Genomic DNA, 13,260 nt, shown 5'->3' with positions numbered 1-13,260 from the left:
CAAGGGCCTGAAGGTCGAGAACATCCTCGCGGTCTACGAGGAGAACGGGCACAAGGACTGGACGCACGAGCTTACGGGGGCGCCGGTGCTCAAGGCCCAGCACCCCGAGTTCGAGCTGTGGAACCAGGGCCTCCACGCACGCTCGGGAGTGATGTGCGCGGACTGCCACATGCCCTACCAGCGCGTGGGCGCGCTGAAGATCAGCGACCACCACGTGCGCAGCCCGCTGCTGAACATCAACCGGGCCTGCCAGCCGTGCCACCACTTCCCCGAGGCCGAGCTGCTCGCGCGGGCGGAGGCCATCCAGGAGCGCACCTTCAACCTCCGCAACCAGGCGATGGACGCGCTGGTGGGGCTCATCCAGGACCTGAAGGCGGCGCGCGATGCGGGCAGGCCCCAGGAGGAGCTGGCGCCGGTGCAGGCGCTGCAGCGGCGCGCGCAGTTCATGCTGGACTTCATCGAGGCGGAGAACTCCATGGGGTTCCACGCGCCGCAGGAGGCCGTGCGCATCCTCGCCGAGTCCGCGAACCTGTCCCGCCAGGGGCAGATCCTCCTGAGGGATCCGAAGTTCCAGCCGCAGATCCCCTGACCTGCTCCCCTCCAGCTCGGCGGCGGTCCGCAGGGGCGTGGCCTCGAAGGACAAGTGTGCCAGCGTCCGCCTGTGGAACGGGGGGCCTGCTGTCGGCGGCGCCGGGAACGAACCTGTATGACAAGCATACAGGTTCGTACAAGCTGCGCCCGCTGGCTCTGTGCAGGAGCGTGTCGCCGCCGGAGCTGGCGGCCCTCTTCGTTCCCGTGGGTGATCCACCGAGGCCGCCAGTGTTGGAGGGTGTCTGCCCTCTGCGCATGCCGAGCTGACACTTCCCTCGTGCCAGAGTGATCTGTCTCTGCAGGGGAGCCCTGCATATCTCTCTGCCCCTTCCGGTGGGTTGCTTCACCCGGAGTGAGTGAGCCGAAGAGAACACAGACAACACCTGGAGTCGCATCGCAGCCACCTCTCATCACTGCAGAGCAAGGAGAAGCCATGTCTGCTGTCAACGCAGCTCGCAGCTATATCGCCAGTTACAATCCTCAGATGAGCTCGACGCAGCGGGCGTATCTTGCGGAGCTGCCACCGGAGCAGAAAAAAGTGGAGGAGCTCAAGATGAAGCTGGAGCAGGAACAGCAGCTGGTCTCCTTCATCTCCAACATGATGAGGAAGTTGCATGACATGAACATGGCCGTGATCAACAACATGCGCTGAGTTCAGAAAAGAGCCAGGTCAGGAATCCTGGCTGTACACTGGGTCCATGATCTGGACTCCATTGCATCGATCGAGCGCCCTGAGGACATGGGTGCTCGTGTGCCTCTTCGCGGGGCTATTCAGTGCCTGGGCTCAGAAGAAGGAGCAAGGCTCACCCCGCGCGAAGTACCACGCCGCGCTCAAGAAGCTGCAGACCGGGAGCAAGGGCGAAGTCGAGCCCGTGTTCCGCCTCGGGCTCATCGCGGCGCAGCAACTCCAGGAGGAGATCTCGCAGCACGACGTGGCCGTCGCGGCGGGCAAGAAGGTAGTGCCCTTGGACACGAAGCTCGAGGGCTTCTCCGTCAGCACCGAGGAGGTCCTCTATGCCGTGCCCAAGCCCGGCTTCTTCCTGGAGCTGGCCCGGAAGAAGGGCACTCCGGTCGACGTGGCCTTCTTCGAGAACCTCCAGCGCACCTTCGCCCAGCATGACGCCTGGCCGGTGGTCATCCAGCAGCAGACGGACTACAGTGGCTGCACGCTCTACCAGGCGCCGGAGCTCCTCGCGATCTACAAGGGCTGGACGGAGTTCGCGGCGAAGCACCCCAAGGCCTACGCCTCAGAGGTAGCGAAGGAGCTCTTGCGCATCGAGCAGGCGATGACCCAGGACGGCTGCGCTTGTGGCAAGTCAGCAGAGGTCATCGCCGGCTTCGAGGCCTTCCTCCGCACCTTCCCGAGAGTCTCCATCGCGAGCCAGGTGAAGTCGCGGCTGGAGGCCCTCAAGGCCGGGAAGGGGGACATGCGCTTCGAGTGTCAGAGCGGCTGAGCGACTATTGGCAGACCCCTCCTTGGCACGTTAGCCCGCGAGCACAATCGTCGTTGCCACGGCATCCAACGTCCATTGGGCAGTCCTTGCCGGAGCCTCCGGACATCCCCGTGACCTCGAGGGGTCTCGCCACATCATGGATGATGAGCTGATTCCCGAATGCGCCAGGATCATTGTGTATGAGATTCACGGAGGCACTGTTCCGGGTCGCTTTGATGTTCAGGTTGAAGCGTCCTGGATGATTGATGGCCCACTCAATTGCTGCGGCTATTTGCTCTGCAGAGAGAGGAGGATTACCGGTGATGTAGATGGGTATGTGGGGGGCAGTGACGCCGCCCCACTTCTCGAACTCAAAAACGATGGGGAGGTTGATTCCATCACTGAGGGAGAAGCTTTCTGTGTCATTAATAGCGGACGCTGACGGCACGGTGATGAGCCCGGTGGCCTTGGTGAACTGGGACTGTGAGCAGGTGGCGTTGCACCGGCCACACGCCTGGTTGTTTCCGTCGTCGCATACTTCGCGGTCCCGTTCGACGGTGCCATTGCCGCAGTAGTTGCGCTTGCACGTGCTGAGGCATCCGCCCGTGCCGTTGCGGTCACCGTCATCGCATTCCTCTCCTGCGGCCTCATTGGTGACTCCGTCACCGCATCGAGAGATCTGGCATTCACGGGTACAGGCTGGCGTGGCAGCGTCCCGAGGACCCGGGTCGCATTGCTCCCCGGCTCGCATGTTCACGATGCCGTCGCCACACCGGGGTCGAGTGCAGTCATGGTCGCAGTTCGGCGACTCACCCCTATCATCGCACTCCTCTGCGGGTTCCAGGGTCTTTGTGATCCCATCTCCACATCGGGCCATCAGGCACTTCCCGTCGGCATAGCGACACGCGTCATCGTCCTTGTCGTTTCCGTCGTCACACTGCTCCCCTGGGCCGTGAAGGCCGTCGCCACATCCCTCGCCCGAGCGGCAGTCCGGACCGCAGCCATCTCCCTCGACGTCGGGACCTTTGTCGCAGATCTCACCGGCGTCGTAGTCGACGATGTGGTTGCCACACTCCTCGAGGGAGCTGCAGTCCGCACTACAGCCATCTCCGCCAACGGTGTCGCCTTCGTCGCAGACCTCACCCACGTCGGAGTCGATGATGCGGTTGCCGCACTCCTCGAGGGAGCTGCATTTCTCGTTGCAACCGTCACCGCTGAAGGTGTTGCCGTCATCGCAAATCTCGTGCTTGTCCTCCACGCCATTGCCGCACTTCTCGTTTGACTCGCAGTTCGCGCTACAGCCGTCACCGTCTTCGACATTGCCGTCGTCACACGTCTCTCCCATGGAGGCCTGCTCGATGTCGTCGCCACACGAAGGCGACTCCTCGATACAGATGTCCTGGTTGGCGGCGCAGATCATCCCGGTGGGGCACGTCAGACCGGATGGGCAGGCCGTGCTCTCCAGTTTGAGGCAGGAGAAGAGCGGAAGGGACACGAAGACCCACAGGAGCGTGGAACCACGCCCTGGACTCACAGCAGAAAAATTTCTCATGGGGACCTCAGAAGGGGAACGACATCACGACACCGCGCGCTCCACTGCCCAGCAGAGGAGCAATCACTACGGTCTGCTCGGAGCTCTCGGCCTGAGAGCGGTAGGGCTCTGGGCGATTGAGGAGCACCAGCGCCGTGCCCGTCACCAGCGCGGCTCCTCCCACAGCCCACGTCCCGAATGCCAGCTTGTGCTGCCTCTCTCCCTGGCTGCGGAAGCGCGAGGTCCAAGGAGGCGGAAGACAGCCGCCACACTTCAGGATTTCAGCGTCGAAGGTGCGGTAGTTCTCCTGCGCTTTCCGGTAGAACAACCCGCCCCCCACTGCGAGCGCGACTCCCGTGCTCACCACCGCCCAGGGCTTCCAGGCTGACCACTTCCGCTGGTACTCGATCTGATCGATCTTCATCGTGACGGGGAGCTCGCTCTGTTGTCCCGGAGAGAGCGCAGGCCGCAGAGTGGTCGTGAGGTAGCCCTCCTTGGTGGCGATGAGGGTGTGAGGCCCCGGGCGAACGAAGTCCTCATATTTCCCAGGACCTATGAAGAGGAACTCCCCATCCATCGAGACAGAAGCGCCTGGCTCATCACAGACGATCCTGACGCGGGCGAGCTGTTTCTCGATGAGCGCCAGCGTGGTCTTGGCGTACTCGAACTTCACCGGATCCAGCGGGGCCGCGTCATAGCGGATGGCTGAGGCGAGGTGCTTGCGGATCTCAAGTGGCCTGTCCAAGGCCGTCAGTGCCAGAGCCAGGTTGTAGTGAATGGCAGGATGGTCCCAGGATTTGAGTGCCTCGCGGTACTTCCTCGCGGCCGCAGCGTGGGCAGACTCCTCGAACTGCTCATTGCCTGCGTGGAAGAGGGCCTCGGCCTTCTGCTGCTCCTGCTTCGGGACGCCCTGAGTCCAGGGACCGATCTCTTCAATCAGGGTCGCGAGCCGTGGCTCGGTGGCTGCCGCCGCGGACGCCCACAGCAGGGTGATGGCCGTGACGAGGGCAGCCGGGATTTTTCGCGTTCTCATCGGTGGGCTCCCTTCTTCAGCTCCTTCATCAGCGGTGTGATCCCTATCTGCTCGAGCCGCTTCTTCTCCTTGTCGAGGAGTTGCTGGATCTCCTGAGTCTTGCGGTTCGCCAGCTCCTCGTTGTGTCTGGCCCTCTTCATGGCGACCCGGGCGGCCCCCCGCGCGTACTTCTCCTTGCGCAGCGAGCGTTTCAGCTCCTGGTTCTTCTCCTCGGCCTGGCGAGTGGCCTCCTCGGCCTTCCGCTGTGCCACCAGGCGCTGCCGCTCCTTGTCCTGGACCTCCTTCAGGTGCCGCTTTGTCTCCGCCTCGGCTTGACGCGCCGCCTCCGCGGAGTTGCGCGCCACCTCTTCGGACTCCCGCGCCCGCCGCTCCGCCTGCTGCGCCTCCACCGCTCGCACCTCGGCCTCGCGCTGGGCCTTGCGAATCACCACCAGCGCCACCGCCGAGGCGGCCACCAGCAGGCTCAGGGACACCATCGCGCCGACAACGAGGCCCCGCTTGCGGCGGTGGGTCCGCAGCTCCTGCGCGAAGATCGCCGCCAGGAAGTCCTGCTGCACCTGGGGTAGCTCGCCCGAGTGGCGGCGCTGGAACCTCCGCGCCTCCTCCACCATCTCGCCGCGCCACAGCAGGCCGCTGTCCCGGCCCTTGGCCTGCCACTGGCGCGCCGCATTGCGCAGCTGCTCCAGGAAGGCCGAGTCCTCCTGGCTCTCGTCCAGCCAGCGCCGCAGCGTGGGCCAGCCGTGGATGAGGGACTCGTGGACGAGCTCCACGGTGCCTCCGGTGGCGCCTCCTCCCGTCTGCACCAACAACAGCCGTGCCTGCACGAGCTGGTCCGTGACCTGTTGCAACTCCCCCCTGTCCCGGGACTGCTCGCCCAGCTCCTCCAGGGACACGATGGCGCGCGTGCGCTCCGGCGTCACCAGGCGCAAGAGGATGGCGCGTGCCAGCGCGTGCCCCTGGGGAGACAGCCCGCTCAGCACGCTGTCGGCGTGGCTGGCCAAGGCCCCGGCAATGCCTCCCATGGCTTCGTAGCTCTGCTGTGTGAGCAGCTTGCGCGCCGGATCCCGCTGCTCCCAGAGCTGGGTGGCGGCGAACTGGAGCAGCGGCAGCGCGCCCGGGGTGGACTCCAGGTGCCGCAGCATGTCCTCCACCAGGGCAGGCGTCTCGAAGTGGTAGCCGGCCATCTCCGCGGGCTGCACCAGCGCGTCCCTCAGGCCCTCGCGGCCAGGCGTGGTGAGGAAGAACAGGCCCTGGCTTAGCTCGGCCATGAAGCGCTCGTCCTCCGGCACCCGGTCCAGGAAGTCCGAGCGCAGCGAGAGCACCACCCGCGTAGGAGAGGTGGCGTCATCGGCGATTCCAGACAGGCAGGCGGTGAAGGCCCTGCGCTCCTGGGCGTCGGGCACCAGCGTGTACAGCTCTTCGAACTGGTCCACGAGCAGGAGGATCCGCTGGCGGTGGCGGCGGGCCCGGCTGCGCAGCACGGAGCCTACGAGACCCGGCTCCGTGCGCAGGCGCTCGACGAGCTTCTGGTGCTCCTGGAGATCCTCGGCCAGAGAGGTGGACGAGCTCACCAGCGGCGCGATGGTGTGGGCCAGCGCAGCCAGGGGGTGGCGGCCGGGGCGGACGATGAGGGTCTCCCACGCCTCCCCGGAGCGCTTGAGCGCCGGAACCAGGCCCGCGCGCACGAACGAAGACTTGCCCGTGCCCGAGGGCCCCACCACCGCCAGCAGCGGCCTGTCCCTCAGCCGGCCCACCAGCGCCGCGATCTCTCGCGAGCGGCCGAAGAAGCGGCTCGCATCCGACTCCTGGAAGGAGCTGAGGCCCGCGTAGGGACTCTCGTCGAGCTGCAGCTCGCGCGTGTAGCGGCCGGGGAGGAAGGGCTCCAGGGCGCGCAGCAGGGAGAGCGCGTCCTGCCAGCGCTGATCCTTGGCCTTGAGCAGGCAGCGGTCCACCACGTTCGCGAGCTCCGCCGGCACGTCCGGCGCCACCTCTCTCAGGCGGGGCATGGGCTCGCTGAGCTCCGCGGTGATCACGAGCTGGGGGCCGCGCAGGGGATCCAGCGGGTGCCGGCCCGCGAGCAGGCGGAACAGCATGATGCCCACCGCCCAGAGATCGGTGCGGTGGTCCACCTGCTCTCCACCGCGCCACTGCTCCGGGGACATATAGGGCAGCGTGCCCACCACCATGCCGGTGCGGGTGATGTTGGAGAGCTCTCCCTCCTCCAGGCCAGAAGCCGGCGGGAGTCCTCCGTGAGCGGGCTCGGACGAGCGCCCGGGGCCCTGGAGCACCTTGGCGATGCCGAAGTCCAGCACCTTGAGGGTGCCTGTATCGGTGACGAGGATGTTCTCCGGCTTCAGGTCGCGGTGGACGATGCCCTCCGCGTGGGCGGACGCCAGGGCCTTCACCACGGGCACCATCAGCTCCACGGCGCGCTGGGGCGGCAGGCGCTGGCTCCCCACCGCCTTGTGCAGCGGCTGGCCCTGCAGGTACTCCAGCACCATGAAGGGGCTGCCCTGGAACTCGCCGGCCTCGTAGATGACGACGATGTTCTCGTGGCTGCAGCGCGCCGTGGTGTGGGCCTCGAGGATGAAGCGCCGGGTGATCTGTGGATCCTGCGTGTGCAGGAACTTGATGGCCACGCGGCGGCCCAGCCGGGTATCACGGGCCAGGAAGACGGTGCCCATGCCACCCGCGCCGAGCTGGCGGATCAGCTCATATTGATGGATGCGCGTGCCCGGCGTGAGCACGAGGCTCTCCACCGGAAGGCTCGGGTTGAGGGGAGGCGGTGACGGCGTATCGCTGACGGTGGGGCGTGTGCCCCCTCTCGATGCCATGGCTCCGCCTCCCGCCTTGCTGGCGGCGAGGGGCCGGAGCACGGCACCCACTTCACTCTGATTCATTGGCGGTTCCCCCCACTGCTTCCAGGCCCACCGCGCTCGACCGCCAACCCCATCGTCTCGGCCAAAGCCGGGACAGGCAGCATTCCTAGATAAGAGCGAATTCCTGCGAGGGAAGTGGGACTGCCCTCTCGGGCAGGTATGTGTCGGCTGGAGGCTGGGACAGAGGGGGAGGGAGACTCAGGCCGGCCGCTCCGTGCGGCCATCGGCGTGGCGTGCGAAGCGCCCCGCTTCACGCGGGTGGGTGGGATCATCGCTCGGCCACGGCCAGCCGCCGAAGCGGGTCTGCTGGAAGTCCGCGTACGCCTGTCGGATCTCCTCACGCGAGTTCATCACGAAGGGGCCGTATTGCACGATTGGCTCGTTGATCGGGCGTCCCTGCAGGAGCAGCAGGTCCGTCTCGTCGGGCCCGCCCTCGAGCAACACCTCGGCCTCGGGACGAAGCTGGATCTCGTGAGAGGGAGAAATGGCGCGGCCGGCGACGCGCAGCCCTGAGCCGCGGAAGAAGTACAGGGACCGATTCGAGCCGCGCATGGCCGCCGGCAGCGTCCACCGGGCGCCGGGGCTCAGCGTGATCGTCCAGATGGCGACATCCGTGTCGGGACGTGACGCCCAGGACTTGGGCGGCGGTGCCGGCACCTTCTGCTCTCCCAGCCGGCCGGCGATGACGGTGACTTGAGTCGTCCGCCCGGCCTCATCCCGCATGACGAGCCGGGGGATGCTGTCCCGCCACAGCATGGAGAAGTGGGGCGGCGCGAACTTGTCCTCGAGCGGCAGGTTGAGCCAGATCTGGAAGAGCTCCAGCGGATTGGGGCTCTCGCGCTTGAGCATGGGGAACATCTCCGCGTGGAGGATGCCCCCACCCGCGGTGAGCCACTGCACGTCGCCGTCGCCGAAGCGGCCGGTGGCTCCGAGCGAGTCGAAGTGATCGAGCAGGCCGCGGCGCACGACGGTGATCGTCTCGAAGCCACGGTGAGGATGGGAGGGGAACCCAGGGATCGTCATCCCGTGATACATGCGCCAGCCGTCCTTCCCCTCGAAGTCCTGGCCCAGGTTGCGTCCGGCCAGGGAGGCGGCCGGCTCCATCCGTTCGTTGCCTGCGGGATAGGAGTCGTCGTGGTGAGCGCAGAAGAGGAAGGGGTTCGGCGGGCGCCAGGGGAAGCCGAGAGCGTTGACGCCGAGGATGGCGTCCGGAGCCTGGGCCGCCTTCTGGCTGACGACTGCCTCCTCACGCTTCTCCGAGACTCGCGTGCAGCCCGTGGTGGCGGACGCGCCCGCGGCGGCGATCACCTTCAGGGCATCTCTTCGGCTCACATCACTCAAGGTCCACCTCCGCCATCAGGTCCGCTGGGTGCAAGTCTACGCAGGAGCACTTTCCCTCTCAATGGGCGTTCGGCAGGGTCTCGAAGGGCCAGGGGCGTGTGGCCGGCGCGGATCCACCGTCGGCCGCTCGTCTGCCGAGCCAGAGGTCCGCGAGCTGCTGAGCGACCCGCCACGGCTCTCCGCCCGCTCGGTTCGTCAAGACGATGACCGTGAGGCGCTGCGCGGGATACTTCACGATGGCGTGGGTGAAGCCCGAGGTCTCGCCATGGTGCGTAAGGCGCACCCGCCCCTCGTCATCATCGACGAACCACCCGAACCCATAGCGTGCGGACGTCCCATCCGGCAACGAGGCCGGCGTCCACGCCAGCCGCTGAGTGTCCTCGCGGACGAGCGCATGCGCATCCAGGGCCTTGTTCCACGCCAGCAACTCCGTCACGGATGAGTAGATCCCACCATCCCCGAGCACAGCGCTGGTGGGGCTCTGATCCCGAGGGCTGAAGCCCCCCGAGCTGGAGACGTAGCCGTACGCACGGTGTGGCACCGTCGAGATGCCGGCCTCGTGGGCCACGGTTGAGCGCATGCCGCTCGGGGCAAAGACGCGGTCATGGAGGAACGTGGCGAAGGACACACCACTCACCTGCTCGACGATGAGGGCGAGCACGGCATACGCGGAGTTGCTGTAGCGCACCGCTGTCCCGGGAGGGAAGTACGTGCGGTCCGTGCGCGAGAGGAGGGCCAGGACATCGCGATCCTTGACCTGCACAGTCTGAGTGCTCGGGACGAAGTCCTCGTAGTCCCAGATCCCCGAGGTATGGGTGAGCAGGTGGCGGATGCGGACTTCGCGGAGGTATGCCGGGAAGCCAGGGAGCACGTCCCCCACAGGGTCCTCGTAGCGGAGCTTTCCCTGCTCAGCCAGGAGCATGATCGCCATGGCCGTGAACTGCTTGGAGAGAGAGGCCAGGCGGTAGTGGGTGTCCGGCGTGGCCCGCGTGCGCGTCTCGAGCTCGGCCAGGCCATAGGCGCGGCTGAGCGCGACGTGCCCGTCCTGGATCACGACGACACTGGCACCAGGACTCTCCGGGCGCTCATAAGCGGTGAAGAGCGAGTCCACGGCGCTCGTCTCTGGGGGCTGGGGCATTCGGACACCCGAGGAGGTTGAGGCACAACCGGCGAGCAGGGTGCAGGCAGAAAAGAGGACGGCGGCGGTGCGGGGATGATCGGTCATGGGGTGGACATCGATTCGAGGTGGCTCGGGCATACCTGACAGCAGGTGTCAGCTATACCCGTGTACCCTCGGCTCATGAAACAATCACTGCAGGGCAAGGTGGCACTGGTCGCAGGCGCCACGCGCGGCGCAGGTCGAGGGATCGCGGTCGAGCTGGGCGCGGCGGGCGCCACGGTCTATGTCACGGGCCGCACCACGCGCGAGCAGCGCTCGGAGCTGAACCGCCCCGAGACGATCGAGGAGACTGCCGAGCTCGTGACTCGAGCCGGCGGCCGGGGCATTGCGGTCCAGGTCGATCACCTGGAGCCTGCGCAGGTGCGGGAGCTGGTGGCACGCATCGAGCGGGAGCAAGGCCGGCTCGACGTGTTAGTCAATGACATCTGGGGCGCGGAGTCCCTCTTTGCGTGGAACAAGCCGGTGTGGGAGCAACCCCTGGAGCAGGGGCTGCGGCTCCTGCGGCTGGCGATCGACACCCACATCATCACGAGCCACTTCGCGCTGCCGTTGCTGATCAGACGCCCAGGTGGGTTGGTCGTCGAGGTGACAGACGGCACGGCCGAGTACAACGCCACGAACTATCGCCTGTCGCTCTTCTACGATCTGGCCAAGACGTCGGTCATTCGCATGGGGTGGGCCCAGGCCCAGGAGCTGCGACCCCACGGCGGCACCGCCGTTGCGCTGACGCCGGGCTGGCTGCGCTCCGAGCTCATGCTGGAGATCTACGGAGTGACCGAGGCGAACTGGCGAGACGCAACCCAGAAACAGCCACACTTCATCATCTCGGAGACGCCGAGCTACGTGGGGCGCGCGGTCGCAGCGCTCGCGGCGGATGCGGAGGTGGCGCGCTGGAGCGGCCAGTCGCTCTCGAGCGGTCAGCTCGCGAAGATCTACGGCTTCACGGATCTCGACGGCTCCCAGCCGGATGCCTGGCGCTACGTCCGCGAGGTCCAGGACGCGGGCAAGCCCGCCGACGCCACCGGCTATCGGTGAGCTCGTGGCCCGGTGGCGCCCACGGGGCCTCCTACCGGCGCGGCTGGCCGCTGCGCCGCACCTGGACGAGCTCCGCGATGATGGAGACGGCGATCTCTTCGGGGGTCAGCGCGCCAATCGCCAGCCCCATGGGGGAGCGGATGCGATCCAGCGCCGCTTCCTCAGCGCCCCCGGCCTTGAGACGCATGCGGAAGCGCTCCGCCTTGCGCCGGCTGCCAATGACTCCTAGGTAGGCCGAGGGCTTGTTCAGCAGCGCCTCCACCACCGCCTGGTCCAGCGGATGATCGTGCGTGGTGACGCAGAAGTAGTCCTGAGGACCACTGGCCACTGTGCGCGCGTGATCCGCCGGATCCTTGAGCAGCACCTCGCAGCCAGGGAAGCGCTCGGCGCTGGCCCACTCGGGCCGGGCATCCACCACGGTGACGCGGAAGCCCACCTTGGACGCGAGCGCGGCCAGCTCCTTGGCCACGTGCCCGGCGCCGAACACGGTGAGCCGTACGGGCGCCCCGTGCTTCTCCAGGAACACCTTCATCCGCCCGCCGCAGCACATCCCCAGCTCGTGGGTGAGGTGCGTCTCGATGACGCGCGTCTGCTCCGGGGCCTCGAGCAGCGCGAGCGCGGCCTCGAGGATCTGGTGCTCGATGGCGCCGCCCCCCACCGTGCCGCGCAAGGAACCGTCGCCCAGCACCACCATCTTCGAGCCCGGCTTCTGCGGCGTGCTGCCCGCGCTCTCGATGACGGTGGCGAGGACGAAAGGCCGACCCTCGGTGATGAGGGCCGCGATCTCCGCGTAGAGGTCCATCGCTGATGGCGAGCCTAGCGCGCCCGCCTAGCCGAAGAACACCTCCGCCACCTTGAAGAACTCTTCGGGCACTCGCTTGAGCTCCTTGGTGGCCAGTGACAGATCCACGCTGACGATCTCGTTGCCGCGCAGCGACGCCATCTTCCCGAACTCGCCCCGAGCCACCATGTCGCACGCGTGGACGCCGTAGCGCGTGGCCAGCACCCGATCGTGCGCCGTGGGGACGCCGCCCCGCTGGATGTGGCCCAGCACCGACACGCGCGTCTCGAAGCCCGTGCGCCGCTCGATCTCATGCGCCACGATGCCGCCCACACCGCCCAGGCGCGGCCGGCCCGCCTCGTCCAGCGCCCCCGAGGTGATGAGCTGCTCGCCCTTGTCCTCGGACACCTTCACCCGCGTGCCCTCGGCCACCACCACGATGGAGAACGAGCGCCCCGAGGCATGCCGGCGCTGGATGTGCTCGGCCACCGACGCCAGATCGGCCGGGATCTCCGGCACGAGGATGACGTCCGCACCTCCCGCGATTCCCGCGTACGTGGCGATCCACCCCACGTGCCGGCCCATCACCTCGCAGACGATGACGCGCTTGTGGGACTCGGCGGTGGAGTGCAGCCGATCGATGGCGTCCGTGGCGATCATCACCGCCGTGTCGAAGCCGAAGGTGAAGTCCGTGCCGTTCAAGTCATTGTCGATCGTCTTCGGCACACCGACGATGCGCAGGCCCTCCTGGGACATGCGCGTGGCCGCCGAGAGCGTGCCCTCGCCCCCAATGGCCAGGATGGCGTGGATGCCGTTGCGCTCCACGGCGCGCTTCACCTTCTCCAGGCCTCCCTCGACCTTGAAGGGGTTGACGCGCGAGGTGCCCAGGATGGTGCCACCGCGGTGGAGGATGCCGGAGGTAGTCTCCCGCGTGAGGCGGAAGTGGTTGTCTTCCAGCAGACCCTTCCACCCATCTCTCAGGCCCATCATCTCGAAGCCATGCTCGCTGGCACGGCGGACGACGGCTCGGATGACTGCATTGAGGCCGGGGCAATCTCCCCCGCCGGTGAGGACAGCGACTTTCATAAGGGGTGGTTTCTACCAGGAGTCATCCAAACAGGGGGGGACGCTTATTGGCCCAGGGCCGGGCGCTCTCCAGCTGAGCGGCCAGCCGGAAGAGGGTGGCCTCGTCCCCGAAGCGGCCGATGAACTGGACCCCCACCGGCAGGCCGTCCGCGCTCCAGTGGAGGGGCAGGGACATGGCCGGGTTGCCGGTGATGTTGGCCAGCGGGCAGAAGGGCGTGAAGGCGGCGGCGCGGAAGAGGGGCATCAGGGGCTCGTCCGGCGGGGCGTCGAAGGTGCCGAGCGGCACGGGAGGCTCGGCGAGGGTGAGGAGCAGCCAGGCGTCCACATCCACGAACTTCTGGGCGAAGGCTCGGGCGTAGCGCTGCATCGC

Annotated in this window: 12 protein-coding genes; 4 read left to right on the top strand and 8 right to left on the bottom strand. The window is 67.1% G+C overall.

The window, feature by feature from the left end; genetic code table 11:
* The 3 genes from VD972_RS40565 to VD972_RS40555 all read left to right on the top strand — a co-directional run.
* Positions 1-589 (top strand): ammonia-forming cytochrome c nitrite reductase subunit c552 (locus VD972_RS40565; RefSeq protein ID WP_324994565.1); only part of this gene is annotated, 589 nt, incomplete at its 5' end.
* A 435-nt stretch (positions 590-1,024) separates the two neighbouring features.
* Positions 1,025-1,243, top strand: coding sequence for a hypothetical protein (locus VD972_RS40560; protein WP_324994563.1), 219 nt, complete (start codon positions 1,025-1,027; stop codon positions 1,241-1,243).
* A gap of 91 nt (positions 1,244-1,334) precedes the next feature.
* Positions 1,335-2,045: a hypothetical protein gene (locus VD972_RS40555; RefSeq protein ID WP_324994561.1), complete on the top strand. Its 711-nt coding sequence runs from the start codon at positions 1,335-1,337 to the stop codon at positions 2,043-2,045.
* Positions 2,046-2,049: 4 nt separating this feature from the next.
* Here VD972_RS40555 and VD972_RS40550 read toward each other — a convergent pair whose 3' ends face one another.
* The 5 genes from VD972_RS40550 to VD972_RS40530 form a co-directional block, all read right to left on the bottom strand.
* Positions 2,050-3,519 carry a DUF4215 domain-containing protein gene (locus VD972_RS40550; protein WP_324994559.1) on the bottom strand — a complete coding sequence of 490 codons (1,470 nt, stop codon included), beginning with the start codon at positions 3,517-3,519 and terminating at the stop codon, positions 2,050-2,052.
* A 64-nt stretch (positions 3,520-3,583) separates the two neighbouring features.
* Complete coding sequence (locus VD972_RS40545; RefSeq protein ID WP_324994557.1) at positions 3,584-4,588, bottom strand: carboxypeptidase-like regulatory domain-containing protein; 1,005 nt, start codon at positions 4,586-4,588, stop codon at positions 3,584-3,586.
* Entirely contained in the window at positions 4,585-7,422 is a 2,838-nt protein-coding gene (locus VD972_RS40540) for a serine/threonine-protein kinase (RefSeq protein ID WP_324994555.1), read from the bottom strand. Before VD972_RS40540 ends, VD972_RS40545 begins: the two co-directional genes overlap by 4 nt.
* Positions 7,423-7,665: 243 nt before the next feature.
* On the bottom strand, positions 7,666-8,799 hold the full coding sequence (locus VD972_RS40535) for a pirin family protein (protein ID WP_324994553.1): 1,134 nt from the start codon (positions 8,797-8,799) through the stop codon (positions 7,666-7,668).
* A 67-nt stretch (positions 8,800-8,866) separates the two neighbouring features.
* On the bottom strand, positions 8,867-9,946 hold the full coding sequence (locus VD972_RS40530; protein WP_324994551.1) for a serine hydrolase domain-containing protein: 1,080 nt from the start codon (positions 9,944-9,946) through the stop codon (positions 8,867-8,869).
* A gap of 162 nt (positions 9,947-10,108) precedes the next feature.
* Here VD972_RS40530 and VD972_RS40525 point away from each other — a divergent pair, with 162 nt between their 5' ends.
* Positions 10,109-11,023: an SDR family oxidoreductase gene (locus VD972_RS40525; protein ID WP_324994549.1), complete on the top strand. Its 915-nt coding sequence runs from the start codon at positions 10,109-10,111 to the stop codon at positions 11,021-11,023.
* Positions 11,024-11,054: 31 nt separating this feature from the next.
* Here VD972_RS40525 and xdhC read toward each other — a convergent pair whose 3' ends face one another.
* From xdhC to VD972_RS40510, 3 genes are all read right to left on the bottom strand, one after another.
* Positions 11,055-11,825, bottom strand: a complete 771-nt coding sequence (xdhC, locus tag VD972_RS40520; RefSeq protein WP_324994547.1) for a xanthine dehydrogenase accessory protein XdhC — start codon at positions 11,823-11,825, stop codon at positions 11,055-11,057.
* Between the two features lie 27 nt (positions 11,826-11,852).
* Positions 11,853-12,890 (bottom strand): ATP-dependent 6-phosphofructokinase, encoded by a 1,038-nt coding sequence (locus VD972_RS40515; protein WP_324994545.1) that lies wholly within the window; start codon positions 12,888-12,890, stop codon positions 11,853-11,855.
* 22 nt (positions 12,891-12,912) lie between these two features.
* On the bottom strand, positions 12,913-13,260 hold a 348-nt coding region (locus VD972_RS40510), incomplete at its 5' end, for an amidase family protein (protein ID WP_324994543.1).

The sequence above is a fragment of the Hyalangium sp. genome, assembly GCF_035629615.1.
Classification (GTDB): Bacteria; Myxococcota; Myxococcia; order Myxococcales; family Myxococcaceae; genus Hyalangium.
This window is presented reverse-complemented; position numbering and strand designations above follow the sequence as displayed.

Bases quoted from the DNA above. Each gene is read 5' to 3' on its own strand.
- VD972_RS40530 (WP_324994551.1), bottom strand. From the start codon at position 9,946: ATGCCCCAGCCCCCAGAGACGAGCGCCGTGGACTCGCTCTTCACCGCT.
- xdhC (WP_324994547.1), bottom strand. From the start codon at position 11,825: ATGGACCTCTACGCGGAGATCGCGGCCCTCATCACCGAGGGTCGGCCT.
- VD972_RS40545 (WP_324994557.1), bottom strand. From the start codon at position 4,588: ATGAGAACGCGAAAAATCCCGGCTGCCCTCGTCACGGCCATCACCCTG.
- VD972_RS40515 (WP_324994545.1), bottom strand. From the start codon at position 12,890: ATGAAAGTCGCTGTCCTCACCGGCGGGGGAGATTGCCCCGGCCTCAAT.
- VD972_RS40540 (WP_324994555.1), bottom strand. From the start codon at position 7,422: ATGGCATCGAGAGGGGGCACACGCCCCACCGTCAGCGATACGCCGTCA.
- VD972_RS40525 (WP_324994549.1), top strand. From the start codon at position 10,109: ATGAAACAATCACTGCAGGGCAAGGTGGCACTGGTCGCAGGCGCCACG.
- VD972_RS40560 (WP_324994563.1), top strand. From the start codon at position 1,025: ATGTCTGCTGTCAACGCAGCTCGCAGCTATATCGCCAGTTACAATCCT.